The organism is Endozoicomonas sp. SCSIO W0465 (assembly GCF_023716865.1).
Taxonomy (GTDB): domain Bacteria; phylum Pseudomonadota; class Gammaproteobacteria; order Pseudomonadales; family Endozoicomonadaceae; genus Endozoicomonas.
The window spans coordinates 5,495,739-5,521,316 of the sequence record NZ_CP092417.1 but is presented as its reverse complement, the minus strand read 5'-3'; the positions used below and the strand labels follow the sequence as shown (position 1 = coordinate 5,521,316).

At 47.4% G+C, this 25,578-nt stretch carries 29 protein-coding genes and 2 pseudogenes; 11 read left to right on the top strand and 20 right to left on the bottom strand.

The annotated features are described in order from the left end of the window. The first annotated feature begins 150 nt into the window (after nt 1–150). The 7 genes from MJO57_RS33465 (at nt 151) to MJO57_RS24575 (ending at nt 7,001) form a co-directional block, all read left to right on the top strand. Entirely contained in the window at nt 151–606 is a 456-nt protein-coding gene (locus MJO57_RS33465; RefSeq protein ID WP_371924911.1) for a hypothetical protein, read from the top strand. Nucleotides 607–1,171: 565 nt separating this feature from the next. Next, nucleotides 1,172–2,434 carry a group II intron reverse transcriptase/maturase gene (ltrA, locus tag MJO57_RS24600; RefSeq protein WP_252017357.1) on the top strand — a complete coding sequence of 421 codons (1,263 nt, stop codon included), beginning with the start codon at nt 1,172–1,174 and terminating at the stop codon, nt 2,432–2,434. A gap of 82 nt (nt 2,435–2,516) precedes the next feature. Then, entirely contained in the window at nt 2,517–4,037 is a 1,521-nt protein-coding gene (locus MJO57_RS24595) for a DEAD/DEAH box helicase family protein (protein ID WP_252019491.1), read from the top strand. Nucleotides 4,038–4,058: 21 nt separating this feature from the next. Next, nucleotides 4,059–5,336 (top strand): IS4 family transposase, encoded by a 1,278-nt coding sequence (locus MJO57_RS24590; RefSeq protein WP_256491593.1) that lies wholly within the window; start codon nt 4,059–4,061, stop codon nt 5,334–5,336. Then, entirely contained in the window at nt 5,336–5,767 is a 432-nt protein-coding gene (locus MJO57_RS24585) for a DEAD/DEAH box helicase (RefSeq protein WP_252019489.1), read from the top strand. Before MJO57_RS24590 ends, MJO57_RS24585 begins: the two co-directional genes overlap by 1 nt. 402 nt (nt 5,768–6,169) lie before the next feature. After that, complete coding sequence (locus MJO57_RS24580) at nt 6,170–6,502, top strand: hypothetical protein (RefSeq protein ID WP_252019487.1); 333 nt, start codon at nt 6,170–6,172, stop codon at nt 6,500–6,502. A 202-nt stretch (nt 6,503–6,704) separates the two neighbouring features. Beyond that, nucleotides 6,705–7,001 carry a hypothetical protein gene (locus tag MJO57_RS24575; protein WP_252019486.1) on the top strand — a complete coding sequence of 99 codons (297 nt, stop codon included), beginning with the start codon at nt 6,705–6,707 and terminating at the stop codon, nt 6,999–7,001. 338 nt (nt 7,002–7,339) lie between these two features. Here the strand turns inward: MJO57_RS24575 and MJO57_RS24570 are convergent, their stop codons facing one another. Further along, nucleotides 7,340–7,909 carry an ISAs1 family transposase gene (locus MJO57_RS24570; RefSeq protein ID WP_252019484.1) on the bottom strand — a complete coding sequence of 190 codons (570 nt, stop codon included), beginning with the start codon at nt 7,907–7,909 and terminating at the stop codon, nt 7,340–7,342. A gap of 198 nt (nt 7,910–8,107) precedes the next feature. On the opposite strand from MJO57_RS24570, the gene istA (MJO57_RS24565) reads away from it, so the two are divergent. From istA (MJO57_RS24565) to MJO57_RS24555, 3 genes are all read left to right on the top strand, one after another. Further along, the gene (istA, locus tag MJO57_RS24565; protein ID WP_252017310.1) at nt 8,108–9,661 is read left to right on the top strand and encodes an IS21 family transposase; all 1,554 of its coding nucleotides are present in this window, start codon (nt 8,108–8,110) and stop codon (nt 9,659–9,661) included. A 12-nt stretch (nt 9,662–9,673) separates the two neighbouring features. After that, on the top strand, nt 9,674–10,429 hold the full coding sequence (istB, locus tag MJO57_RS24560; protein ID WP_252017309.1) for an IS21-like element helper ATPase IstB: 756 nt from the start codon (nt 9,674–9,676) through the stop codon (nt 10,427–10,429). Nucleotides 10,430–10,549: 120 nt separating this feature from the next. Continuing rightward, the gene (locus tag MJO57_RS24555; protein WP_252017330.1) at nt 10,550–12,064 is read left to right on the top strand and encodes an IS66 family transposase; all 1,515 of its coding nucleotides are present in this window, start codon (nt 10,550–10,552) and stop codon (nt 12,062–12,064) included. Here MJO57_RS24555 and MJO57_RS24550 read toward each other — a convergent pair. The 18 genes and pseudogenes from MJO57_RS24550 to MJO57_RS32895 all read right to left on the bottom strand — a co-directional run bounded on the left by MJO57_RS24550 (nt 12,051) and on the right by MJO57_RS32895 (nt 23,267). Next, nucleotides 12,051–12,563 carry an ISAs1 family transposase gene (locus MJO57_RS24550; RefSeq protein WP_252019482.1) on the bottom strand — a complete coding sequence of 171 codons (513 nt, stop codon included), beginning with the start codon at nt 12,561–12,563 and terminating at the stop codon, nt 12,051–12,053. The two genes, MJO57_RS24555 and MJO57_RS24550, sit on opposite strands and share 14 nt — an antisense overlap. A gap of 140 nt (nt 12,564–12,703) precedes the next feature. Next, nucleotides 12,704–13,405, bottom strand: coding sequence for a transposase (locus MJO57_RS24545; RefSeq protein WP_252019480.1), 702 nt, complete (start codon nt 13,403–13,405; stop codon nt 12,704–12,706). 86 nt (nt 13,406–13,491) lie between these two features. Then, nucleotides 13,492–14,250, bottom strand: a complete 759-nt coding sequence (istB, locus tag MJO57_RS24540; protein ID WP_252017770.1) for an IS21-like element helper ATPase IstB — start codon at nt 14,248–14,250, stop codon at nt 13,492–13,494. Next, nucleotides 14,247–15,395, bottom strand: a pseudogene (istA, locus tag MJO57_RS24535) (IS21 family transposase); the annotation flags it as partial. The gene istB (MJO57_RS24540) and the pseudogene istA (MJO57_RS24535), both read right to left, overlap by 4 nt. A gap of 3 nt (nt 15,396–15,398) precedes the next feature. Then, nucleotides 15,399–15,770, bottom strand: a complete 372-nt coding sequence (locus MJO57_RS24530) for a transposase (RefSeq protein WP_252019477.1) — start codon at nt 15,768–15,770, stop codon at nt 15,399–15,401. Continuing rightward, complete coding sequence (locus MJO57_RS24525; protein ID WP_252019474.1) at nt 15,752–16,147, bottom strand: transposase; 396 nt, start codon at nt 16,145–16,147, stop codon at nt 15,752–15,754. The genes MJO57_RS24530 and MJO57_RS24525 overlap by 19 nt, the downstream gene beginning before the upstream one ends. Beyond that, nucleotides 16,089–16,379 (bottom strand): transposase, encoded by a 291-nt coding sequence (locus tag MJO57_RS24520; protein WP_252019472.1) that lies wholly within the window; start codon nt 16,377–16,379, stop codon nt 16,089–16,091. Before MJO57_RS24520 ends, MJO57_RS24525 begins: the two co-directional genes overlap by 59 nt. After that, nucleotides 16,321–16,494 (bottom strand): hypothetical protein, encoded by a 174-nt coding sequence (locus MJO57_RS24515; RefSeq protein ID WP_252019469.1) that lies wholly within the window; start codon nt 16,492–16,494, stop codon nt 16,321–16,323. The genes MJO57_RS24520 and MJO57_RS24515 overlap by 59 nt, the downstream gene beginning before the upstream one ends. 152 nt (nt 16,495–16,646) lie before the next feature. Further along, nucleotides 16,647–16,913: a DUF6444 domain-containing protein gene (locus tag MJO57_RS24510; protein WP_252019467.1), complete on the bottom strand. Its 267-nt coding sequence runs from the start codon at nt 16,911–16,913 to the stop codon at nt 16,647–16,649. Nucleotides 16,914–16,961: 48 nt separating this feature from the next. After that, nucleotides 16,962–17,210 (bottom strand): sodium:calcium antiporter, encoded by a 249-nt coding sequence (locus MJO57_RS33460; RefSeq protein ID WP_371924910.1) that lies wholly within the window; start codon nt 17,208–17,210, stop codon nt 16,962–16,964. Nucleotides 17,211–17,212: 2 nt separating this feature from the next. After that, nucleotides 17,213–17,734 carry a sodium:calcium antiporter gene (locus MJO57_RS24500; RefSeq protein ID WP_252019461.1) on the bottom strand — a complete coding sequence of 174 codons (522 nt, stop codon included), beginning with the start codon at nt 17,732–17,734 and terminating at the stop codon, nt 17,213–17,215. Between the two features lie 415 nt (nt 17,735–18,149). Beyond that, the gene (locus MJO57_RS24495) at nt 18,150–18,596 is read right to left on the bottom strand and encodes a ProQ/FINO family protein (RefSeq protein ID WP_252019458.1); all 447 of its coding nucleotides are present in this window, start codon (nt 18,594–18,596) and stop codon (nt 18,150–18,152) included. Between the two features lie 723 nt (nt 18,597–19,319). Continuing rightward, complete coding sequence (locus MJO57_RS24490; RefSeq protein WP_252017318.1) at nt 19,320–20,681, bottom strand: ISNCY family transposase; 1,362 nt, start codon at nt 20,679–20,681, stop codon at nt 19,320–19,322. Between the two features lie 344 nt (nt 20,682–21,025). Then, nucleotides 21,026–21,250, bottom strand: a pseudogene (locus MJO57_RS24485) (transposase); the annotation flags it as partial. 11 nt (nt 21,251–21,261) lie between these two features. Continuing rightward, the gene (locus MJO57_RS24480) at nt 21,262–22,320 is read right to left on the bottom strand and encodes a transposase (RefSeq protein WP_252017920.1); all 1,059 of its coding nucleotides are present in this window, start codon (nt 22,318–22,320) and stop codon (nt 21,262–21,264) included. A gap of 21 nt (nt 22,321–22,341) precedes the next feature. Then, entirely contained in the window at nt 22,342–22,539 is a 198-nt protein-coding gene (locus tag MJO57_RS24475; protein WP_252019456.1) for a hypothetical protein, read from the bottom strand. After that, nucleotides 22,529–23,191: a hypothetical protein gene (locus MJO57_RS24470; protein WP_252019454.1), complete on the bottom strand. Its 663-nt coding sequence runs from the start codon at nt 23,189–23,191 to the stop codon at nt 22,529–22,531. The genes MJO57_RS24475 and MJO57_RS24470 overlap by 11 nt, the downstream gene beginning before the upstream one ends. Continuing rightward, nucleotides 23,136–23,267, bottom strand: coding sequence for a hypothetical protein (locus tag MJO57_RS32895; protein WP_256492198.1), 132 nt, complete (start codon nt 23,265–23,267; stop codon nt 23,136–23,138). Before MJO57_RS32895 ends, MJO57_RS24470 begins: the two co-directional genes overlap by 56 nt. On the opposite strand from MJO57_RS32895, the gene MJO57_RS24465 reads away from it, so the two are divergent. After that, nucleotides 23,266–24,780, top strand: a complete 1,515-nt coding sequence (locus MJO57_RS24465) for an IS66 family transposase (RefSeq protein WP_252017330.1) — start codon at nt 23,266–23,268, stop codon at nt 24,778–24,780. The genes MJO57_RS32895 and MJO57_RS24465 overlap by 2 nt on opposite strands. Here the strand turns inward: MJO57_RS24465 and MJO57_RS24460 are convergent, their stop codons facing one another. Further along, nucleotides 24,781–25,578: a hypothetical protein gene (locus MJO57_RS24460; protein ID WP_252019452.1), complete on the bottom strand. Its 798-nt coding sequence runs from the start codon at nt 25,576–25,578 to the stop codon at nt 24,781–24,783.

Genomic DNA, 25,578 nt, shown 5'->3' with positions numbered 1-25,578 from the left:
ATATCCGTCCCAGATTAGAGAAAAAAAGGGAAGAGTTTTTGCGGCTCTCTGGAATTTCAGGAAATATCAAAACGCACGTACAATCTAATTATGATTGCCTGATGCGTTTTTGGACGAGAACTAGATAAAGAACGACCCACTGCAGTAGTACTGAGTCCAGGAGGGAAGATACAGATCTACCGGTCTCTCTTTAAAGGACGAGACGATGTGATTGCTGTACGTTGGCAAAGCAATAACTCAGGCAGGTCTGGTTACTCTCCTGCCTGCCACAATGAATGGCGACCGGGTATTTGCCAGAAGCCCGGGGTTAAATGTACTGACTGTCCCCATCAGAATTTTGAGCAATATACGGATCAAGCCGTCCACAGCCATTTGACAGGGAAGCGCACACTCGGCATTTATCCTCTCAATCAGAATGATACTTGTTGGTTTCTGGCGGCTGACTTTGACAAGAAAAGCTGGCGGGATGAGGTAGCTGCATTTGTCCAGGCCTGTCAGGCTAATGACGTATCCTGTCATCGGGAAGTATCGCGTTCTGGCAATGGTGCGCATGTCTGGATATTTTTTTCTTGGTACGCCCGGCATGGGCATGAACTGATGGGGTGAAAGTCCCCTGTGGGAGAACCTACATCTGACTGGCGGTAAAGACGCCTGCTGATGACAACCACTAGCTTAAGGCAAGTGCAGTCCCGCGAGGGGCTGTGCGGAGGCAGTCTGAGTGCAAAGGTGCGAGCCGACGTACAGAAATCGCATATAAGGCTGAGTCTCTGGGCGAGTGAGCCAAGGATCACAAAGCCCTATGGTTCGTGAGACACGGTAAATGCGGCGGTTGTGGACTGAAAGTTCATGTCCTTATCCGGGGAGATCTGTTCAACATGCGATTGGTAATTCCCAGTTCTCAGCCACTGGTTACAACAGGCTCGGCGAACAGGTCTCATCATCCTGTTCGAGCAAACCCGATGGCAACCAATAGCGCCAGCAGAGGTAACTCCGCGTGGTGATTGGACAGAAGTCAGCAGAGGCCATAGTAGCTGTACGACAGAAGCCATTAACGGATGGGAAGTCGTTAGCGAAGGGCCGAACATCGACGACAAAGAGGAGACTGATTCCCTCAAGGCGATGCAGCCGTCCGGCGACTCACCGTACTTGGCGACAGAATCTTTAACCAGCTTTGAACCATGATCTACTAAATTGCGTACTTGAACCGGCTAATCTGGCAAGTGCATGGAAACAGGTCAAAAGCAACAAGGGTGCTCCGGGTATTGATGGAGTCACTATTGAAGCTTATCCAGACTTTGCCAAACAGCATTGGCCTTCAGTGCGTCAAGCCTTATTGGACGGAACCTACCAGCCATCACCCGTGCGCCGACATGTTATAGAAAAGCCGGACGGCGGTGAGCGTTTGCTGGGAATCCCTACCGTGATGGATAGGGTCATACAGCAGGCCATTGTGCAGGTGCTGACCCCTGTCTTTGATCCGGGTTTCTCTCCAAACAGCTTCGGCTACCGACCGGGACGGTCAGCACACGACGGAGTCCGTCAGGTTAAGCAGTTGATCAACCGGGGGCTGCATTACGCTGTTGACGTTGATCTGAGTAAATTCTTTGATACGGTTAATCACGACGTTTTGATGTCGAGGGTCTCCCGTAAGGTCCGCGACAAACGCCTTCTGAAACTGATTGGTAGCTACCTGCGCTCCGGTGTCATGATTGAGGGCAATGTCTACCCGACCAGGGTTGGCATGCCACAGGGTGGGCCTTTATCACCCTTGCTGTCTAATGTGGTCCTCGACGAACTCGACAAGGAGCTTGAATATCGGGGTCATTGCTTTGCAAGATACTGTGATGATTTTGTGATTCTCGTCAAAAGTCAGCGTGCAGGGGATCGGGTGATGCACAGCATTACCCAATTCATTGAACGCAAATTGAAACTGAAGATTAACTCCCGGAAAAGTAAAGTTGTGAAAGCAACAGAAAGCGAATTCCTGAGTTTCACCTTCACAGGGAAGAAAGTTCGCTGGGCCCAGAAGTGTCTGGACCGATTCAAATACCGGATACTCAAGTTGACCAGTCGTCGCTGGGGTGTCTCAATGCAACATCGGTTACGCAAATTGGCACAATATATCCGGGGTTGGATGGGGTATTTCCGGTTATCGGAATATCACCGACCAATTCCCCTGCTGGATCAATGGATACGTCGGCGAATCCGTTGCTGCTTTCTGAAGCAATGGCGCAAGCCGAAAACCCGTTTTAAGAATCTGGTCAGGTTAGGCGTTGATAAAATTAACGCCGCCAAGATCGCAGCCAGCAGCAAAGGGTATTACCGTCTGAGTAAAACCTATGCGGTACAACAGGCACTGAATAACAGTTACCTCGCGAAAATTGGGCTTGTTTCATTGAAAGACTTATGGATCAGGTTTCACCATCATCGTTGAACCGCCCGGTGCGGACCCGCATGCCGGGTGCTGTGGGGAGGGCTGGAGAAAGACCGGCCCTTACCCGATTCCCATACCAGCAGTGGATGCGCGGCAGATGGGAAGCTTTCTGCTGGATCAGGCAATGGAAACCTGCCCTGAGTTAAGCTTCGACTCATATGACAGACTTTTCCCAAATCAGGATACTTTGCCAAAAGGTGGTTTTGGTAATCTTATAGCGCTTCCTCTTCAGCACCAGCCTCGTCAGCAAGGTGGCAGTGTATTTGTTGATGCAGAATATTTGCCTTACCCGGATCAGTGGCAATACCTCAGCCAGGTTATAAAAGTGTCACCGGAGAAGGTTGCAGAGTTGGTGGGCAAATACAGGGCTCAATTCCGGCATCAATCCATACCTGAAATCGAACTGGCACCATGGGAAACAGGGCTTCCACAAGCTACCAGTAAAATTGAAGGCTGTCCGGAAACGGTTAATGTGGTTCTGGCTAATCAGCTCTATATCTCCGCAGATGCACTCCCTGCGAAATTATTAACACGGATAAAAAAACTGGCTTCATTTCCGAACCCGGTCTTTTTCAAGACGCAGGCGATGCGGTTTTCAACCCAGGGGATACCCAGAATTATCACCTGTGCCCGAATGGAGGGTGGGTATTTGCATCTGCCCCGTGGATGTCTGGAAGCCCTGTCTGACTTACTTGAAAGCCAAGGTTGCAAATTGGATATAGAAGATAAAAGGATTTCGGGTGCTGAGCTTAAAGGTGTGGAGTTCCAGGGGCAGCTAAAAAAAGAGCAGCAAAAAGCGGTCAAGGCAATGATGAAGCAGGATGTTGGGGTTCTGCATGCGCCCACAGCTTTTGGGAAAACGGTGACAGCTCTTGCTCTTGTGGCAGAACGTAAAGTGAATACCCTGGTATTGGTGCACAGCCGCCAGCTGATAGATCAATGGAAAGAGAGAGCAGAAACGTTTTTGAATCTTGAAAATGTTGGCGTTATTTCTGGCGGGCGGAAGAAGCCTACCGGTTTGTTGGATGTAGCCACCTATCAAAGCCTGATCAGTAAAGGCGACAACCAGGTTAACCCGCTCATATTCGACTATGGACATGTAATTATTGATGAGTGTCACCATCTTTCTGCACCAAGATATGAATTACTTCTGAATGAAGTAAGGTGCCGCTATGTGCTTGGAATTACCGCAACACCTCATCGACAAGATGGACATCAACCCATTATCCATATGCAGGCTGGCCCTGTACGTCATAAGGCACAGGAGAAGCAAAGTGAGTATTTGCGAAAAGTAATCTTTAGGGATACGGGACTGCTGCCACTTCCTGAGTGGGTAGAGAACAAGCCCCATATCAGCGCAGTCTACCAGTGGCTTGCCAGTAATGAAGAACGAAATCAGCAAATTGTACGTGATGTGCTGATGGTGGCAAAAGATGGCCGACATCCTGTCATTCTGACGGAAAGAAAAGAGCATGCGATGCTTCTTAGGGTAAACATTAAGCTCAAAAAAGGTTCGTTTCCGGCGGCAGAACCCACCTTGAACAGCCACAATAAAGCTTCGAAACCATTATCAATGGCTGAACAAGATGAGTACTGCAAATAGTAGATTAGTTGAAAAAAACTGTTGACCTGTTTCGACCGGTCAGAACTCCTAAGTATGGCGGAACAGCTTGGTTTTACTATACGACAGCGAGATATCCGTCCTTTGGATTTTATCCTCTCACTGATCGATGCCCTCGCTGGTGATGGAAACTGCGATACCCAGGCGGATCTACACCGTAAATTTAACGAGTTGACGGGGCTGAATGTCTCTTATCGTTCTTGGGCAAATCAAGCTAAAAAGGACGCGCTGCCTACTCTTATCCTGTGGCTATGGGTGCAGTGTCTGGAAATATTTTCCCGCAAAGTCATGGCGTTTGATGAAGACAGTCCATTTTCAGAGTTTGAGCACATTCTGATTCAGGACGGTTCGTCACAAGCTGTCTATGATGCCCTGAAAGAAGCATTTCCCGGCAGGTTCTCAACGGTCAGTCCTGCTGCCGTCGAGCTTCATACGACAATGGATCTTCTCACCAACAACCTGGTGCGGGTGCAGCTGACTGAAGATACCCGTTCAGAAAGAGACTGTCTGCCACCACTGCCAACATCCATGGCCTATATCCTGATGCTAATGGATGCCGGTTATTTTGAGCTGGAACTCTTTGCCGCTATTGATGACAGGGAGGGTTCTTTTATCTGCAAGGCACCTCAGAGTATCAACCCGACGATACTCAGCGCGGTACGGGAGGATGGCAAGAATCTCAATCGCTACAAAGGACAAAAACTGAAGGATGTACTGTCTGGCTTCCCCAAAGACCAGTGCCTCGACCTGGATGTAGAATGGCCGGGATTCAAAGCCTGGCCATTCCGCTTGGTTGTCCGCTGGAATGACAAAAAACAGAAGTGGGTTTTCGTTGTGACCAACCTGAACCGGGTGGAGTTCACCTTGAGTGATGTGCTCCAGGCCTATCGTCTACGGTGGCAGATAGAGCTGATTTTCAAAGAGATCAAATCCTATTCAGGGTGGCATCGTTTTAACACCAAATCAGCGACACTGGTGTTTAGCCTGATTCTGATGTCCTTTGTGGTTGTGACGTTGAAAAGGTACCTTGCCCATGCTGCACAGGCGAACCTCTGTGAAAGTGGGAGCATTGAGGAAATCTCGACGCACAAGGTGATGAAAAGTGGGACTCACCTGTTTGGTAATGTGATTTCATCGTTGATAAATGCAGGAAAGTCATTGGTCTCATGCATTAAAAAGCTACTGGACTTCTGGGGAAATAATGCGAAACGAGAACACCCTGCACGGGATGGTTGTTCAGGGCGTACAAGATTAGGCTTCTGTGCAGTGGGTGGAGCTTAATGTCTACCTTAAGTGCGATGCTTTTGCATCAGACCTTATCCGTTGAGATACCTTCAGCAGAGGCTCTACACGGAGGGATGCGGGATAAAACCAGACAAGCCGTTCTTCAGCGTATTATTGACTCCACTGCTCCCGTCCCATTAGTGGCCACCGGGAAATATCTGGGAGAGGGTTTTGATCTTCCGAAGCTGGACACTCTGTTTCTTGCTTTGCCGGCTTCCTGGAAAGGCACCCTTGCTCAATATGCGGGACGAATCCACCGGGAGCATGAAGGAAAAACAGAGGTCGTCATCTATGACTACACAGATTCAGCTGTTCCCATGCTGGCCAGAATGAAGCAGCGTAGAGAGAAGGGGTATAAGAATCTCGGGTATGTTGTTAATTCAGGTATGGACAGGCTTCAAAGGCAGAGCGTATTCAAGGAAGAGTGATGGTGTTTCGTTGAGTGACAGGATAGGGAACTGGAACGCCCTTTCAAGAAAGGAGCTTCTCACTCCCTTTTTGGTACTATTTTATCAAACCTTATCAAGGGACTTGTTTTTGTGGAAATAAACGCTGTATCCTATTGAAAATAAAAGGTTTTTATATTTACCGACTTATTGCACTAAATTGAATGAGGGAGTTACCCTCCATTTACCAACTTAATTATTCTATATTCATTCAAACAAATGTTTGATTCCTTTGTTTTCAAGGGGTTGAGATGATGCTCATTTACCGACTTAATTGCCTATGTCACATAATTGTCAGACATCCAATTAAGTAGGGAATTCTTATAATTATATTGGGTATTTTTATAAATACTTGGAAATTATGATAATTATCTTGGGGATTTTTTGAAATCTACTTCTATACTGCCTCTATATAGTTTATTCAGGCAGTATTTTTTTATGCCAAATACAGATAAAAGGCGCAGCATCTATTCCAGATCTAAAAAGAAGTTTGAAAAATGGAAGCGAGATGGAAGAGGCACAGGCACTGGTCGTGATTACAAGCCAGGACTTAAAATAACAGAGGTACCATCAGGCACTGAAAATAACCGGAAGCACTCCGTTCCGGGAATTAAGGCTAAAGGTCGGCTGGTTCAGCTAATGTCAGATCTTGAGTTTTTTGTTTTTATTTTTGGCTCTTGTAGGATTTCAGACTGCTACTGGGTTGAACATTGCTGAAGCCCTTTATCTACAAAGGTTGTCAGCATATTGTCCGGTAATGTTGCCCAATCCTTGTTTTTCGTGACCTACAGTCAGTTTTCACTGTAGAGCAGTTCGTAATCAAAATAGAGCCAAAAGAAAATCTAAAGATAGTGAAGGGTATACGTTTACTTTTGTGAAATACAATAAGGGTGAAAATGAAGTTAGTAGGAAGTAATTTTTGAAATATTTAAAGCATTACTGGAAGCGTGGTAAGTGCGAGTTCGCATTATATCCGGATTTTGATAAATGCGGGATACCCAAAAAACCGTCACTACAGGTTGGAAGAAAGAGAGGACCAAAATACTTTGTTGACCCAGAGAAAGGAAGGGCTACTACCCCAAGAGATAAAAGGATTTTTGAAAAGTTTATCAAAAGTGAGATATTAGGAAAAAAAAGACCTTTAGAAACAGTTCATCATGAAATGATACATGGCTCTTGTAGGATTTCAGACTGCTACTGGGTTGAACATTGCTGAAGCCCTTTATCTACAAAGGTTGTCAGCATATTGTCCGGTAATGTTGCTCAATCCTTGTTTTTCGTGACCTACAGTCAGTTTTCACTGTAGAGCAGTTCGTAATCAAAATAGAGCCTGATACATAGTTCAAGCTATAAGTACGAATTTGATCACGAGAAAAATACTTATAAATACGAACTAAACCAAGAGTCTAAAAAATTAGAAAAAGTTATCCTTTCTGTTGATAAAAAACCATCTATTTCACAGTTTAGAAATTATTACTATAAATCAAGGAGCCCTGAATTCAGATTAAAAAATAAGATGGGTAAAAGAACTCATAATTTACCAAGGCTTACGCATCAAATAAGCACTATGGAACTTAATAATTGCTCAAGCTTTTCGTTGTCCCAACCAGCAGCTAACCGTTTAAGTTTTATACTCTCGTTGGTTTCCGTGTCCTGAGTGTGGATATTCAGTGCCAGCCGGTTAAGGATGGAGAAGTTTTCAATGGCGCAATTATTGGTGGTTTGATTTTTATCTTCACCAAAAGCAACATCAAGCCTCCAGTGAAGTTTGTTCTCCACTTCCCAGTGTTTACGGGCAATGTCCAGTACCTCTGCGGCACTGAGCTGTTTGCTCATGATGTAGTAATGTACTTCCGTAGTGACTTTATTACCGATTTGTCGATCACGCTGTATCATGGCAACTTGTTGCAACCCTTCCCACTTTGCAGCTTCCGTGATATCAGAGAGGTCTTCCATAACCCAGGCCATACGCCGTTCAGTCCGGCCATGACCTTTATCCAGCGTTTCTGAATAATTGAAACGTAACTGTTCAGCACCCCCACATAAATCTGGAATTTTCTGATTTTTATACCATCTGCATATTCTGGTAACTCTTGAACACTCATTCTGGTAACACTTGAACACCCATTCTGGTAACACTTGAACACCTATTCTGGTTTCTTTTGAACACTTTTTGATGATTTCCAGAATCACCGTTCAAGCTTCCAGAAACGCTGTTCAACAGACCATAAACCGGTCTAATACAGCTAACAAATATCTTCTTATGCATTGATTTTCCATAACTTTGGCCGTTCTTATCTGTACCAAGAGAGGGAACCGGCCATGACAGAAAACAGGATTACCATGCGTAAGCTACTAGAAATACTCCGGATGCGGTTTGGCAGCCAACTCAGCTTCCGACAAATTTCCCGCAGTGTACGGGTCAGTGTGGGGACGGTATCCAACTACGTTAAGGCCTTTCAGGAATCGGAATTAAGCTGGCCCCTGGCAGAGGATATATCTGAGCCTGAGCTTATTCAGGCGCTGTTTCCCGATGCCTCGATAGCCAATCGAAAAGGGTTGATTGATCCTGACTGGGCTGAGGTGCATCAGGAACTGAAGCGCAAGGAAGTGACCAAACAACGACTCTGGGAAGAATACTGTCAGGCCCACCCCCTCAATGCCTACAGCTATGCCCAGTACTGTCACCGTTACAATCAGTGGCGTGGTTGTCAAAAGCGATCTATGCGACAGCTGCACAATGCAGGTGAAAAGTTATTTGTTGATTATGCCGGGCCAACCATGCCAATCATCAACCCGGACACCGGCGAAATTGCCCACAATGCCCAGATATTTGTGGCAGTGCTGGGAGCGTCCAACTATACCTACGCTGAAGCGACTCTGTCACAAAAAACAGAGGACTGGCTGGGGTCTCATGAACGGGCCTTTGAGTTCTTTGGTGGGGTGCCAGAAATTGTTGTGCCAGACAACCCAAAGTGCGCAGTTATCAAAGCCTGTCGGTACGAGCCGGATCTCAACCCATCATACCAGCACCTGGCTTGTCACTACCAGGTGGCAGTCATTCCGGCACGCCCCTACAAACCCAAAGACAAGGCCAAAGCAGAAGTCGGTGTACAGGTAGTGGAGCGGTGGATACTGGCCAGGCTTCGTCATGAAATGTTCTTTACCCTGGCAGAGCTGAACCTGCGGATACGTGAGCTGTTAATCGAACTGAACCTGAAGCCCTTTAAGCAGTTGCCAGGAACGCGACGTAGTGCGTTTGAACAACTGGATGAACCAGCCCTCAAGCCACTGCCGAAGCAATCTTTTGTGTTCGCTGAGTTTATCAAGGCCCGGGTGAATGTGGATTATCATATTATCTGCAAGGGGCACGCCTACTCGGTTCCCCATCAGCTTGCCAGGCAGGAAGTAGAAGTACAGGCGACTGAGCACTGCGTCACGATCTACGCTAACGGTAAAGTGGTGGCCAGCCACGCTCGCAAGCACACACGTGGATTTACGACGTTAGCAGTTCATATGCCGGAACGACATCGTCACCATCAGGATTGGACGCCTGAGCGTTTACTTAACTGGGCTAACGACATTGGTCAGGAAGTCTATTGTTTTATTCAATCACTGCTGGATAGCAAGGAGCATCCTGAACAAGCCTATCGAGCTTCATTGGGGCTGCTAAACCTGCAGCGGGAATATGGAACTGAACGACTCAACAACGCCTGCGCCCATGCCAGGAACATCGGGGGTTATCGGTTAAAAAATGTCCGATCAATCCTCCAGTCAGGCAAAGACCTGATGCCATTGGAGCCACAGTTAAAACAAACGACAGGTCCCTTGCATGATGATCACGAAAATATTCGTGGCGCTATTTGCTATCAATAACCGGAGGCGAACATGATCAATGAAACACTGGCTCGCCTTAGGTCACTGCGACTGACCGGAATGGCAGATGCCCTCAATCAACAGCTGGACCAGCCGGGCACCTACAGTAGCCTTAGCTTTGAAGAACGACTGTCGTTGCTTACTGAGCAGGAAGAAACAGAGCGAAACAATAAACGTCTGGCTCGGCTGCTCAGAAGCGCCCGGTTTAAACTGGCTGCCCGGATACACGACATTGACTATGAACACCCCAGAGGTCTCAAACAGAACCAGATGGCCAGCCTGTCTGGAGGAGGCTGGCTTGACCGGTACAGGAACCTGTTGATCACCGGACCTTGTGGTTCCGGTAAGAGCTACCTGGCCTGCGCCCTTGGGCACATGGCTTGTCTGAAAGGCTACAGTGTCCGGTACTATCGGATGTCCAGGCTACTGGATGAACTGATCCTTGCCCACGGTGATGGCAGCTACAGCAGGCAGTTGAAACAACTGGCAAAAGTAGACTTGCTGATTCTGGACGACTGGGGCCTGGAACCACTGACGCAGCAACAAAGGAACGATCTGCTGGAAGTCATGGATGACAGGCACGAGCAAGGTTCCACGTTGGTTACCAGTCAATTGCCCACCCGGAAGTGGCATGCCAGCATTGGTGATGAAACTCTGGCCGACGCCATTCTTGACCGGCTTATGCACAATGCCCACCGGATTGAACTCAAAGGCGAATCCATGCGCAAAAAGCTTGGAAAATTGGACGCAGTTGAACACCTGGTCTAAAAATCACACTGGGCAATGTGTAAGGAGTTCAGGGTGTTCAAATGAAACAGAATAGGTGTTCAAGTTAACCAGAATACGCACCATCCTCTTAAGCACCATTTTTCCACAATATTCGCCAGCATGATTCCAGAACTACCCGCAACTATGTCGGCTGAGATTCTCTTGAAAGAGAATGCAGAGCTGCGGATGAGAGTTGCCTGTCTGGAAGAGCGATGTCGAGAATTGGAAGAAAAGGTTGGCAAGAACAGTCAAAACAGCAGCAAGCCGCCATCGTCTGATGGTTATCAAAAACCTTGTAAAAACAGTAATTCTCCAGATCATTCTGACGACCTTTCCGCAGATAAAGGTACCGATCCATCGGATGAAAAACCCAATCCTAAAAGTCTGAGACAGTCTTCTGGTAATAAAGCCGGTGGAAAGAAAGGGCATCAGGGCACTTGTCTTAAACAGGTCGATATCCCTGACTATATTGAGTACCTTCCGGTTAAAGAATGCAATAAATGTCAGGCGTCTCTTCTTGATAGTGAGCCGGTCAAATATATTGAACGACAGGTGTTTGAACCAGGGAGACCGGGTGAATTTGAAGTAACGGCCCATAGAGCTGAAGTAAAAATCTGCACTTGTGGTTGTCGGAATCAGGCTGAATTCCCGGAAGGTGTTACCGCTGCCGCACAATATGGCTCAGCCACACAGGCTATGGCCGTCTATCTTAACCAATACCATTTCCTGCCTTTTAAGCGCGTGTCAGAGTATTTTAATACTCTCTATAAAATGAGTGTAAGTGCAGGCACTGTCGCCAATTTTGTGGCCAGAACCTATGAAAATCTGGCTTCTACTGAAGAGGTTATTCGTGACGCCTTGCGGGAATCGTCTGTTGCCGGAGCCGATGAAACGGGTATGCGGGCCGAGGGCTCTTTGCACTGGCTACACGTTATGCGGGATGAACAATGGACGCTCTACTACTTGTCTGAAAAGCGAGGTCGTGAGGCCATGGACACGATGGGCATACTGCTAACATTTGCAGGCGTTCTGGTTCATGATCATTGGAAATCCTATTTTGCATATGCGGCAACTCACGTACTTTGCAATGCCCATCACCTGAGGGAGCTTTTGGGTGTTGTTGATAGGGACAGCAATCAACTGGCGTTGCGATTGATGAAGCTACTGAGGCTTTCCTGGCATTACTGCAAGGGCTTTAAGACCATAGGTATGCTACAGATGCCAAGTGTTGTCTGTGAACGAATCGAGAAGATTTATGACCGGTTGCTTCAGCGGGCTCTAATGAAAGAAGTCGTCTATATGGAGAAGCAACGAGAGGAGCTTAAGCGCAAGAAAGTCAAGAATACTAAAGCTTACAATCTCTTCAAACGACTCACTGAGTTCAAGGCTGAGACACTGCGCTTCATGTCAGATTTTACCATTCCCTTCGATAACAATGGCAGTGAGCGGGATGTTCGAATGGCCAAGTTAAAGCAGAAAATCTCAGGCTGCTTCAGGAGTGCAGACGGTGGTTCTATGTTTGCACGGATTCGCAGCTATTTGTCGTCTGCCAGAAAACAGGGAATGGACATATATCAATCACTTCATAGAGCTGTTCGGAATTACTGTAATATGCCTTTGCTCAGTGCTGAATAGTTACATTGAAACAAAGAGTCTGCTCCGGATCCCATTCGCATTGTTGTTCAGCTACTTTTTCAATTTGCTTGTGAAGGTTCTCCTGGTTGCCCTTAACTGGAAGCAGATAATCACCGCCCTGTTCGATGCAGACTTTAACAATCTCTCTTTGGCAGTTGAGAGCGTCAGCAGTGATAAAACAACCCTTCAGGTACATAGACCTCAAAAGTTCAGGAACAGCAGTGATTTCATTGGATTTGTCATCAACCTTTCGTTGACAGATAACCATTCCCGCGCGGGTACTCCACGCGCTTACCATATGAATGGCCTTTTTGGATTTACTTCTTGAGCCTCGGAGGCACTTTCCATCAATGGGGATAACATCCAGTCCCTCGCCGGAAAAGTCTCTGAAAGTATCGGAAATCCATCGTGTAAAGCACTCTTGAAACCTTAATTCCCGCTTAAGAATGGATAGCTGATCGGATACTCTGTACCAGAAGCAAATTTGTACAGTTTTCATACAGGGTCGATAAAATGCTATCCAAATCAGCTCGTATTCATGGTGCAACCTGTGTGTTTTGCGTTCAATTATCACCCTTTAGGTAAAGCAGGGCTCCACAGCACTCTGTGTTATTCGTCAAGTCGGCAATCTTGGACTGATCAGCTGCAAATCGGCGGAGGCTTCATGTCCAGCCTGTTGCTGATATCCAACAGCCATCCAAGATCTGCAGCCGTTTTGACGAACCACAATGTCCACTTTTTACCGCTATAGGTTAACCGGCCCACTGACCGGATCACTTTCCTGATCAGCGGGCGAATACCATGTCTTCTCTCTTTCTCTGGCAAAGCCTTGTACTGCAAAGCTCTCAGTAAAATCTGTGCCATTTGACCACAGGCGTAAAAAGCCTGATTGGCGTGAAATGAGCGACAGGGTGGATGGTGCAAATCCAGATCAATCAGTGGACCTTTCTGGGCATTCTCCTGCCCCTGCTTCTCCCGGTGGCGACGCACCAGTTCTGCCAACGGCAGATCAGAGCGGCTGACCAGTATCACTGAGTAGCGGGGCACTGCCAGCCACTGTTTTCCGTCATGCCAGCGGCGGGTCACGACATACGTCTGCTGACGGTTCCACCCGGCAGGCTGGTGATAAGACAGGATCGCCTCTTCTGTGTTGTCACTGCGGATAGGCGTCCAGGCACTTTTGGGTAAACCCTCAATACAATCGAGTACTGGACGGCAGTAGTTGTCATTGGTGACGCTGATAGAGAAGTCCCACGGACGGGCTTCAAACCATTCCACAACCTGTTTTCTGTAGTAGGCATTGTCCATTGTTAGCACCGATTTGAAATGACCTGTTTTCACCGGTTTGAGATGACCCGTTAACTGTGAAGGTTTTGACCTTCATTCACCGGTTTAGTTTCATTGAGTTATTTCAGGAATTGCAACTATTACCGTGGTGGTTCTTTCAGTAAGCCCGCCTTTCGTTTCTCTTTTAACCGATAACTTTCACCCTTGATATTCAAGGTGGTTGCGTGATGAAGCAATCGGTCGAGAATAGCAGTAGCTATGGCCTGGTCACCGAAGATTTCACCCCAGTCTACGAAGCTTTTATTGGAGGTCAAGATGATGCTTGCCTTTTCATATCGGCGAGTAACGAGCCGGAAGAAAAGGCTGGCCTCATCCTGATCCATTGGGAGGTAACCAATTTCATCCAGAACCAGAAGCTTTGGATAGGCCAGCAGCTGCATCTGTCGTTCAAGCCGGTTTTCCTGCTGTGCCTTTTTCAAGGTGGTCATCAGCTTGTCCAGACTCATGAACATGACCTTATGGCCTGCTTCCGCTGCCTTGACGGCAAGCGCGATGGCCAGATGTGTTTTGCCAACACCCGGAGGTCCCAGTAAAACAACGTTCTCAGCCCGCTCTACAAAGCCAAGGCCAGACAGCTCCCTGACGACTTTACGATCAACAGTGGGCTGAAAGCTGTAATCGAATTGCTCCAGGGTTTTCAACCACGGTAGCCTTGCCTGCTTCAAGCGGCTCTCAAGGCCTTTCTGATGGCGACCGGCCCATTCGGTGCTTAATGCTTCAGCCAGAAATTCCCGATAGTTCAGGTCTTTTTTGCTGGCCTGTTCACAAATGGCATCAAGGCTGTCATGGAGATGATCGAGTTTTAATCGCTCAATCAGTGTCGTTAAGGAGGTGGTCATGACATCATCTCCTCGTACCGGCTCAGATCACGGGTTTCTACCTTGATCTCGTCGTAAATCGCACGATGATGCTCAGGGTTTTGTTGCCACTGGTTACGCCCATCTTTCAGGGTATGGGTGGCTACCAGGGAGTCATTCGGCCCATAGACTCGCAGCCGCCGGTCAAGCCCTATCCGGATGCTGACCTTCTGACCCGCCAGGTCCGATGGAACGCTGTACCGATTGGTGCGGACAGTGATGTAACCATCAATCGGCACCTGTCGTACTTCACGATAGCTGGTATCAAAGGGAATGGCAGGTAATGCCTTAAGCTCGGTTTTTTCCCGTTCAAACCGTTCATAAACAGGCTCATTAACGGTCTTGTGTACCCGTTGATCGGCTACAGTGAGTAACCAGTCATTCAGCAGCTGGTTCAAGTGCTCAATGCTTTCAAACGAGCGGTAGCGCTGGAAGAAATTTTCTTTAATGTAGCGCACCATGCGTTCGGTTTTACCTTTGGTCTGGGCTCTGTATGGCTTGCAGGCTTTGGGCTGAAACTGATAGTGCTTTGCCAGCATGAGAAAGCCTTCATTGAACTGAACCTTGCCGTTAGAGGGATGCTTGAGCACTGCCGCTTTTTGATTGTCAACCAGTACCTGAGCACTGACGCCACCAAACCATTCAAAGCTTCGGATGAGGCTTTCATAGGTGTGTTCTGCATCATTAGTGAAGGCCGCCCAGGCAAAAAAACGACGGGAAAAGCCCAGGGTATTGACCGAGAAATACACCTTGCGCAGTTCACCGGCAACCTCGGTCATCAGTTCACCCCAGTCATGCTGGAGTTGGTGGCCGGGTAACGTTTCGTACCGGGCAGAAGCCTTACATTTACGTGTCGAACGCCTGGGTCGAATGTAATCCCGTAGAATGCTGATGCCACCGGTATAACCCTGCTCACGGATTTGGGAAAAAATCACCTCAGCGTTCCAGACATTCTCAGCGATCAGGCCGTTCACCATGGGTTTGAATGACTCCAGTTTGCTGATCCGGGCACCGGTTTTACGTTTGGGTGATGGCCCCTGTCGTTTGAGTGCCCGCTTGACGGTACTGACTGAGCAACCGACATCATCGGCTATGTCTTCAAGGTAGCTGCCTTTGTCCCTTGCTTGTAACTATTCAGCACTGAGCAAAGGCATATTACAGTAATTCCGAACAGCTCTATGAAGTGATTGATATATGTCCATTCCCTGTTTTCTGGCAGACGACAAATAGCTGCGAATCCGTGCAAACATAGAACCACCGTCTGCACTCCTGAAGCAGCCTGAGATTTTCTGCTTTAACTTGGCCATTCGAACATCCCGCTCACTGCCATTGTTATCGAAGGGAATGGTAAAATCTGACATGAAGCGCAGTGTCTCAGCCTTGAACTCAGTGAGTCGTTTGAAGAGATTGTAAGCTTTAGTATTCTTGACTTTCTTGCGCTTAAGCTCCTCTCGTTGCTTCTCCATATAGACGACTTCTTTCATTAGAGCCCGCTGAAGCAACGGTCATAAATCTTCTCGATTCGTTCACAGACAACACTTGGCATCTGTAGCATACCTATGGTCTTAAAGCCCTTGCAGTAATGCCAGGAAAGCCTCAGTAGCTTCATCAATCGCAACGCCAGTTGATTGCTGTCCCTATCAACAACACCCAAAAGCTCCCTCAGGTGATGGGCATTGCAAAGTACGTGAGTTGCCGCATATGCAAAATAGGATTTCCAATGATCATGAACCAGAACGCCTGCAAATGTTAGCAGTATGCCCATCGTGTCCATGGCCTCACGACCTCGCTTTTCAGACAAGTAGTAGAGCGTCCATTGTTCATCCCGCATAAACGTGTAGCCAGTGCAAAGAGCCCTCGGCCCGCATACCCGTTTCATCGGCTCCGGCAACAGACGATTCCCGCAAGGCGTCACGAATAACCTCTTCAGTAGAAGCCAGATTTTCATAGGTTCTGGCCACAAAATTGGCGACAGTGCCTGCACTTACACTCATTTTATAGAGAGTATTAAAATACTCTGACACGCGCTTAAAAGGCAGGAAATGGTATTGGTTAAGATAGACGGCCATAGCCTGTGTGGCTGAGCCATATTGTGCGGCAGCGGTAAACACCTTCCGGGAATTCAGCCTGATTCCGACAACCACAAGTGCAGATTTTTACTTCAGCTCTATGGGCCGTTACTTCAAATTCACCCGGTCTCCCTGGTTCAAAACACCTGTCGTTCAATATATTTGACCGGCTCACTATCAAGAAGAGACGCCTGACATTTATTGCATTCTTTAACCGGAAGGTACTCAATATAGTCAGGGATATCGACCTGTTTAAGACAAGTGCCCTGATGCCCTTCTTTCCACCGGCTTTATTACCAGAAGACTGTCTCAGACTTTTAGGATTGGGTTTTTCATCCGATGGATCGGTACCTTTATCTGCGGAAAGGTCGTCAGAATGATCTGGAGAATTACTGTTTTTACAAGGTTTTGATAACCATCAGACGATGGCGGCTTGCTGCTGTTTTGACTGTTCTTGCCAACCTTTTCTTCCAATTCTCGACATCGCTCTTCCAGACAGGCAACTCTCATCCGCAGCTCTGCATTCTCTTTCAAGAGAATCTCAGCCGACATAGTTGCGGGTAGTTCTGGAATCATGCTGGCGAATATTGTGGAAAAATGGTGCTTAAGAGGATGGTATAAAAATCAGAAAATTCCAGATTTATGTGGGGGTGCTGAACAGTTACTAAAGATATTAGATCCAATAACCGTAGCCACTGTCATATCGTGCAGTCCTTTCCGGGCACTGACCACCACTGCCGCCAGTTCAGGAAGGCTGGTGCCAAAAGCTACCAGCGTCAAGCCAATAATCAGCTCATTGACTCCCATCGCCAAGGCAATACCTTTAGCGCCCCAGACCAGGAGCTGAGAACCCAGCACAAGCAGCAACAGCATAATCAAAGACTCTGCAAAGGCCCGGGGAGTATGATCGGTAGCACGGGGATATCCTGCTCGGCTTCCTGTCCGGTTGAAGACTTCAGCAAATAGCAGCTGTAGGTAAAAAATGCAGCGGAAAAAATAATCCCATCCAACAGGCTTAATCTACCGTCCATTAACATCACAGCAGCAGCTACGGTCGTAATCAGCAGGATAGAGAGTTCGCGATAGACAATACGTGCCTTAACGACCAGAGGAGCAATCAGTCCACCTATCGCCAGAATCAGGCCGATGTTGACGATATTTGAGCCAACCACATTGCCAATGGCGATCCCGCCGGAGCCATTAAATGCCGCAACGGAAGAGACCATTAACTCAGGAGCAGAAGTACCAAAAGCAACCACGGTAACACCAATGGTCAACAGAGGCATGCCCAGACGAAATGCCAGGGTAGATGCCACTTCAACGAGACGATTTGCACTCCAGCAAAGCAAAGCAAAACCGACAGCAACTGCCAGAATAAATTGGAGAATGGAAATCATGAGCAGGAATCACTGAGGGCATGGCAATCAGATAACAGACACCAGGCCCTCTTGCTGGTATCCATCATCTGAGTCTGGCCAAATGTTGCTCGTTAGCAAACATCGTATACACCATGACCAAAAGGTCAATGCATGTTGATGTATACACCGGTCAGCCGAAAATGGCCGGGGCAGGCTACTCCCTCAATATCAGGCCGATTATAGCGATTACAGAGAGGGAGGGAAGTCGTTTAATGCGCTATGAGTAAGTACTTTTCTTATAAAAAATACCGACTCAGCACAGATTATCTATCTCAAGACCGCTTATTCACAGAAAGCAGACGAACCTTCTTGATAATGACCAGATCCCGCATAGGGATAAAGTCATTGCTCCTGGTATACAGCTTGATTTCTGCATCGACTGCTTCGCGGAGTTTTACTCGACCTGCCGCCTGCTCCTGAAGGTTAATCCGGATAGCGCCAGGCTTGATTTTTCAAGATAGCGATCCATGGACGTAAAAAATCGCAGTGCTACAGGAATAATATATGCCGGCAGCAACTTTGCTTCTGCCATCTCTTTGTGAATACCGATCTTGAGGGGCCGGGGATCTGAAACATTGAACGCGCCGGGCCAGATAATTCGTACCAGGCGCAGCGCCTCCGAATTCATTACGTCACTATCAGGCCGACTGTGCAGCCTCTCAAGAATTTTCCTGGCCTCTTCCGGAAGCGATTGACTCATGGCGGAGCCATCCTGTTCAGTTGCCAGCTGCATTTCCTGTTCATGGTTGCTCTGGTCAGAAATATTACTGTTTTCTGCTGTCATCGACTGCCTTGCCCGCATAACTCCGGGCATCTCGGAAAAGTAATAAAGCAGTGTCACCACTAGCCTGAGACGCCCCTGAAAACAACACACCCAGCAGCCTGGGAGCCTGACCGAGAATAGCGCCCGTAGCGAGGATGGCAGAAAATTGAGGATAAAAAGTCGGAAATTTTTAGTGAATAGTGGTTCTATTTGCTAAAATTTCCGACTTGTTAGACCAATTTGCTGCCACCGCAGTAGGGCAGTCTATTCTCGGTCAGGCTCCTGGGCTAAAGGGAACACTATAATGACGGATTCAGCACCGCCATAAAAGTGTAATTTGTCAGCAAACTGTATCAGGCATCCGGCTGGTATTGAAGATCCGGGAGGCTCGGGTGCTGTTGCCGAGCTGTTGTCGATAGGTGTGGACGGTTGTGATATTTGATGGTTGCGGCACTGAAACCGGCGGATGTTAATCGTTTCAGGGCACGCGCGACAGCCGCTTAATTGACTTTTCCCTTCCTGTTTCTGCGCATACGATATAGCCTTCCAAGTTTCAGATGTAATTGAATTGCCGATGGTTTCCATAAAAGACGTAGCTAGTTCTCGTCCAAAAACGCATCAGGCAATCATAATTAGATTGTACGTGCGTTTTGATATTTCCTGAAATTCCAGAGAGCCGCAAAAACTCTTCCCTTTTTTTCTCTAATCTGGGACGGATATTGGAGAAAAACGCGAAAAGCAGGCAGAAAACATCCTCCCACCATGCTGGAAAGGTACTTTCATGTAGCGTGGAGGTGGCTATCAGGATGGTGCCGGGTGTCTGGCCAGAATCACCAGGTTGTAACAGACCACCGATAACCAGCAATGAGAATCAAAACGCTCAGAACCCTTGCAGTGGCAACGTGATAGCCCAAAACATCTCTTTAGCCACGAAATTCCCGCTTCAATACCTGCCCGGAAGCGAAAGAGCGTTTTATACACATACTGACTTTTAGTCATCTCTTCGACTTCAAGTCCGCGCTTCTTATTAAAAGCTACATCGCTGATTCCCATGGCCTTGGCTTTTTCCAAATTAGCGCGACACGCGTATCCGCCGTCACCGCTTGTCTGGCGAGGTACACGACCATAAATTTCTTTTTGTCTTTCCATCATCGGAATGAATTGGTCCGAATCCGCTGGGTTACCTTCCTCAATAACCAGGTCCAGGATCAATCGACTTTTTCCCTGAACCAGGTTCAGTTTATGGCCATACTGTACTTGCCGCCTGTCTTTTACGATGATATCCGTATGGGGTTCATACAGGCTAACCACTTTTTCCTGGGCTGGCACCTTTTCACCCTTAAAGACCCTGCGCTCTGTCTGGGAGACTATTGCATCCACCAGGGGTAACAGGTGATCCACATCGGCCTGCCACTTGTCGGCATCATCAGCCAGGAGACACTGCCCCTGCTGACGGGCGTTTGCTAGCGTGACAGTAGCTTCGATAAGTACCTTCCGGGATTTTCGGGTCAACTGCAGCAGTTTTTTATAATGCTGATGCCGCTCTTCTTTGCCAGCGTAGATGCATTTTCTGGCCGCATCTTTTACGGCTCGGTTGTGATGGGTATATTCATAAAGCGGTGTCGCTGTCAGTGTTTGTCCCCGTTCCAGCAGCCGACAAATTTCTTTAACGGAACTGGCTAAAAGATCACTGTCGCAAGGAGGTTTGATATCCGATTCGGTGACTGTGCTGTCAATAGCCACAGTGCGCCCTTTTTCAATACCCTGATCTTTAGCGGTCATTAGCTGACAGTTATTAATCCGTTCCCATGTAGATGCAGTAAGAAGGCTGATGAGCCCATGCAAACTGGAGCGACTGGGGCGCTGGTTTGGTTCGAGGCGACAAAAGTCTCGAAAGAGCATGGAGTCCATCAAAACAAACGACAAGTAGTCATAATCACAATTCAAATACTGTTTCAGGAGTGCCGCACGAAGAACGGATTCTGCTGATAGTCCGTTCCGCCCAGTGTTCTGTTTATCACCAGAACTTAAGTCCTCATAAATCCAGTCATTGAACTGTGGATGGGCGTCAAGCCATTGCGAGATACCGGAAAGCTGGGAGCAGATTTCATGAGGTACGTAATGGAGTTCCATACTACACTGCGGGTTGCGTTTTTTGCGCATTTGGAGTCCTCTGTTTTTGGCAATCCCTTATGTTTCTTGCTCTTGGGAAGTTTAGTCGCCAGATAGCAGTAGGGCTCCACTTAATTTTTCAGGATAAAATCTACAGTTTTCAATTGGTTGTGTTTTTGGACGAGAACTAGTTAGTTCTCGTCCAAAAACGCATCAGCCAATCATAATCGGAATAAACGTACGTTTTAATATTTCCTGAAATTCCAGAGAGTCAGGAAAACTCCTCCCTTTTTTCTCTAATCTGGGACGGATATTGGAGAAAAACGCGAAAAGCAGGCAGAAAACATCCTCCCACCATGCTGGAAAGGTACTTTCATGTAGCGTGGAGGTGGCTATCAGGATGGTGCCGGGTGCCTGGCCAGAATCACCAGGTTGTAACAGACCACCGATAACCAGCAATGAGAGTCAAAACGCTCAGAACCCTTGCAGTGGCAACGTGATAGCCCAAAACATCTCTTTAGCCACGAAATTCCCGCTTCAATACCTGCCCGGAAGCGAAAGAGCGTTTTATACACATACTGACTTTTAGTCATCTCTTCGACTTCAAGTCCGCGCTTCTTATTAACTGAAGTTACGCAGCTAACAGCTCTCTCAGCTGCCCCAACGAAGCTTTCAGCCCTGCCATATAGATTTTGGCTCTGAGCTGAAAGTGATTCAGATTTACTTTCAATGACAATACTTCCAACCTGAAGGCTGAGTAAATTGAAAGAAAGATATGATTACTCTGTGTTCTCACAGTATGCGCCGGTGACTTGGCCATTGACGCATTCGATTTCAGCGTTTTATGGAAGACCTCGACTTTCCACCGTTTCTCGTAGATTGCCTTGAGAGTCTCGGCATCACAGTCAAGATCGCTGCAAACCAGATAGAGAATGCCTGTGCTTCCGTCTTTGTTTTTAAAGACCTGACGGTATAGCAGAACAGGGAAATCGACACCTGCTATCCACCCTTGTACAGGCTTATCTTCTGAAAAATCAACAGTATCTATACGCTGTGAACGGCCTTGTAATTTGTCGTCCAGACTGAGGGATACCTTGCGGTTTGACTTCATCGCCATCAGGAAATGTTTATTACAGTCGTGTCGAATAAACATCATATTGTCGTTTGAGCAAAACCAGCTATCTGCAAGGACATAGCGGAACATAAGCTGGTTATGGCAGCAAATCATCAGCATCTCCCGCATCATTTCATTTTTGGTTTGCTCTGCATATCGTCTTACCTTTTTTGTCTTCAAGTCGGTGTACAGGATGGTTTTCTCGATCAATTTATAGGCGACAGGAATCGACGCATCTCCGGCATGGTAGTGTGCATTGAGCAGATTTATACCTTTCACGGTGCGATTTTTTGTATGATCAAAATGCCAGGTGTTCAGGGCATTCTCTTTGCTGAACTGCTTTTCCTGAATCGTATCGTCAAAGATCAAAACCCCATCACTGCACTCAACCTGTCGCACGACGGGTTTAACGTAAAGCCATAAGTCACGACTGGTAAACTCATTGTTTGAAAGCAATCGGGTGAATTGGTCATGACTGTAGACATTATCCAAAAGCTCTGACACTCCCGTTGCAGTGGTCTTCCCAGACGACGACAACAGGTAGTCAGAATAAAGTTCTATGAGATCATTTTTCATGCCACCAATAATGGCTGATTTTCAGCAAGGTGCGTAACTTGAGTTATTAAAAGCTACATCGCTGATTCCCATGGTCTTGGCTTTTTCCAAATTAGCGCGACACGCGTATCCGCCGTCACCGCTTGTCTGGCGAGGTACACGACCATAAATTTCTTTTTGTCTTTCCATCATCGGAATGAATTGGGTGAAAGTCTCATATTTATGAGTACTAACGTTCAATATTACCCTTCCCTGATGAAAATGGAATCACATTATCACTGACCATATTTACCTTGGCCCGGTACGTTACCGACAGCAGCATCCAGCCACAGTCGAACCAACCACTTTGAATTATTGACCTGAGTGTCAGAATGCCTTGCCCCCCGGGACACCGCCAACGCATTCCCGAACACTTCATTCGCTGTGTAACCAGCGTTTTACAGGACGCCTCAATGACCCCTGAGCCTATGGGCAGGTTGCGCGACAGGTGTTCTGCATAATTCATCCGTAACCGGTTTTTTCTGAAGTACTTTAACTCTGTCTTTAATTTCGATCGGCGGGGATGCTTGCTATGCTGGTAAGCCAGTGCCTTGATTATTTTTTCAACCCCACCCGGCTCCTCCTTCAGGATATGTCGGTAGGTGCTGAATTTCTCTTTGGACTTCGCGCTATTTTCACCGTAAGCCAGGTCAAATGCCTTCTTCAGGTGTTCTGCCGCATGGTAATAATCAACAATTTCTTCTCCCTCCGGTAGCTCTTTGGTGAAGTATGTCCAATTGTCCCGGGCTCCATCTGCCACTTTGACCAGAGTCAGATTTGGCTTTTGCTGAAGCACCTTATCCAGAAGGTTTGAAAGGGATTTTTTCAATGTCGCTTTGTAACTGTTCAGCACCCCCACATAAATCTGGAATTTTCTGATTTTTATACCATCCTCTTAAGCACCATTTTTCCACAATATTCGCCAGCATGATTCCAGAACTACCCGCAACTATGTCGGCTGAGATTCTCTTGAAAGAGAATGCAGAGCTGCGGATGAGAGTTGCCTGTCTGGAAGAGCGATGTCGAGAATTGGAAGAAAAGGTTGGCAAGAACAGTCAAAACAGCAGCAAGCCGCCATCGTCTGATGGTTATCAAAAACCTTGTAAAAACAGTAATTCTCCAGATCATTCTGACGACCTTTCCGCAGATAAAGGTACCGATCCATCGGATGAAAAACCCAATCCTAAAAGTCTGAGACAGTCTTCTGGTAATAAAGCCGGTGGAAAGAAAGGGCATCAGGGCACTTGTCTTAAACAGGTCGATATCCCTGACTATATTGAGTACCTTCCGGTTAAAGAATGCAATAAATGTCAGGCGTCTCTTCTTGATAGTGAGCCGGTCAAATATATTGAACGACAGGTGTTTGAACCAGGGAGACCGGGTGAATTTGAAGTAACGGCCCATAGAGCTGAAGTAAAAATCTGCACTTGTGGTTGTCGGAATCAGGCTGAATTCCCGGAAGGTGTTACCGCTGCCGCACAATATGGCTCAGCCACACAGGCTATGGCCGTCTATCTTAACCAATACCATTTCCTGCCTTTTAAGCGCGTGTCAGAGTATTTTAATACTCTCTATAAAATGAGTGTAAGTGCAGGCACTGTCGCCAATTTTGTGGCCAGAACCTATGAAAATCTGGCTTCTACTGAAGAGGTTATTCGTGACGCCTTGCGGGAATCGTCTGTTGCCGGAGCCGATGAAACGGGTATGCGGGCCGAGGGCTCTTTGCACTGGCTACACGTTATGCGGGATGAACAATGGACGCTCTACTACTTGTCTGAAAAGCGAGGTCGTGAGGCCATGGACACGATGGGCATACTGCTAACATTTGCAGGCGTTCTGGTTCATGATCATTGGAAATCCTATTTTGCATATGCGGCAACTCACGTACTTTGCAATGCCCATCACCTGAGGGAGCTTTTGGGTGTTGTTGATAGGGACAGCAATCAACTGGCGTTGCGATTGATGAAGCTACTGAGGCTTTCCTGGCATTACTGCAAGGGCTTTAAGACCATAGGTATGCTACAGATGCCAAGTGTTGTCTGTGAACGAATCGAGAAGATTTATGACCGGTTGCTTCAGCGGGCTCTAATGAAAGAAGTCGTCTATATGGAGAAGCAACGAGAGGAGCTTAAGCGCAAGAAAGTCAAGAATACTAAAGCTTACAATCTCTTCAAACGACTCACTGAGTTCAAGGCTGAGACACTGCGCTTCATGTCAGATTTTACCATTCCCTTCGATAACAATGGCAGTGAGCGGGATGTTCGAATGGCCAAGTTAAAGCAGAAAATCTCAGGCTGCTTCAGGAGTGCAGACGGTGGTTCTATGTTTGCACGGATTCGCAGCTATTTGTCGTCTGCCAGAAAACAGGGAATGGACATATATCAATCACTTCATAGAGCTGTTCGGAATTACTGTAATATGCCTTTGCTCAGTGCTGAATAGTTACGTCGCTTTCTTGCTTTCAGGCATTCGTCCCATCCTGATCGTAGAGAGGCGATCTCCCTGGTCATCGTAAAACGACAGTGTTCCACAACTGGCCTCCTGACAACCTGCTGGCCCTCGGGTACGTTTGCCATCAGCAACACTCTTTTCACGTTTCTCCTGACGCTTGCCGTCTTTCATTGGTAGCATCACACCGTCAAGGGAAGCAGCTACCGTCACCGCGTCAGGCGGTACTGTGAGATTCTCCGCGAGAAGGGTCTCGAAAGGGTCAAGGTGCTGCTCCCATTGTTCGTTGAGTTTTTTGGGAAGACGTGCCAGAGAGCTGGTTGAGGGTGACATATTCCCCATTAGATCGAGTAAGCTTTTTACGTCCGCGGGCGGCAACTGGGCAACCATCCATGCTGCTTGCTTCGCAGCCTTTGGTAACCAGTAGCCTTCTACAACGCCAGCCTTGAGCTCTAAAGGGACAATGCACTTATCCCCGGCATTGCGGTAGAGGCTGCGCAATACCCGGACAGGTCCTGCTGCTGACTGGTAGGTTTGATAGCTGCGTAATGCCTGGTGATACACGACCCCATTCACTTCGATAGAAGCTTTATTGATGTCTAATTTTTGCAGTTCTTCTGCCAGTATTTCTCGCTCCGCCTGAATAAAGAGGGAGTGAATCTCGTTTTCATGATCCTCAAAATGCTGGATTGGATTATTGGACTGACGAAGGAGGGTCAGTTTTTGCTGCAGTTGGTCAATAGCAGGACAGGAATCATTGGCGACTTTGGTTAGTGGCTGACATACTTCCAT

Coding starts and splice junctions, on each gene's coding strand:
- MJO57_RS24585 (WP_252019489.1), top strand. CDS start 5,336: ATGTCTACCTTAAGTGCGATGCTTTTGCATCAGACCTTATCCGTTGAG.
- istA (WP_252017310.1), top strand. CDS start 8,108: ATGACAGAAAACAGGATTACCATGCGTAAGCTACTAGAAATACTCCGG.
- istB (WP_252017309.1), top strand. CDS start 9,674: ATGATCAATGAAACACTGGCTCGCCTTAGGTCACTGCGACTGACCGGA.
- MJO57_RS24555 (WP_252017330.1), top strand. CDS start 10,550: ATGATTCCAGAACTACCCGCAACTATGTCGGCTGAGATTCTCTTGAAA.
- MJO57_RS24550 (WP_252019482.1), bottom strand. CDS start 12,563: ATGAAAACTGTACAAATTTGCTTCTGGTACAGAGTATCCGATCAGCTA.
- istB (WP_252017770.1), bottom strand. CDS start 14,250: ATGACCACCTCCTTAACGACACTGATTGAGCGATTAAAACTCGATCAT.
- MJO57_RS24525 (WP_252019474.1), bottom strand. CDS start 16,147: ATGAAACGGGTATGCGGGCCGAGGGCTCTTTGCACTGGCTACACGTTT.
- MJO57_RS24510 (WP_252019467.1), bottom strand. CDS start 16,913: ATGATTCCAGAACTACCCGCAACTATGTCGGCTGAGATTCTCTTGAAA.
- MJO57_RS33460 (WP_371924910.1), bottom strand. CDS start 17,210: ATGCTGTTGCTGCTTGTGCTGGGTTCTCAGCTCCTGGTCTGGGGCGCT.
- MJO57_RS24500 (WP_252019461.1), bottom strand. CDS start 17,734: ATGATTTCCATTCTCCAATTTATTCTGGCAGTTGCTGTCGGTTTTGCT.
- MJO57_RS24490 (WP_252017318.1), bottom strand. CDS start 20,681: ATGCGCAAAAAACGCAACCCGCAGTGTAGTATGGAACTCCATTACGTA.
- MJO57_RS24480 (WP_252017920.1), bottom strand. CDS start 22,320: ATGAAAAATGATCTCATAGAACTTTATTCTGACTACCTGTTGTCGTCG.
- MJO57_RS24465 (WP_252017330.1), top strand. CDS start 23,266: ATGATTCCAGAACTACCCGCAACTATGTCGGCTGAGATTCTCTTGAAA.
- MJO57_RS32895 (WP_256492198.1), bottom strand. CDS start 23,267: ATGCTGGCGAATATTGTGGAAAAATGGTGCTTAAGAGGATGGTATAAA.
- MJO57_RS24460 (WP_252019452.1), bottom strand. CDS start 25,578: ATGGAAGTATGTCAGCCACTAACCAAAGTCGCCAATGATTCCTGTCCT.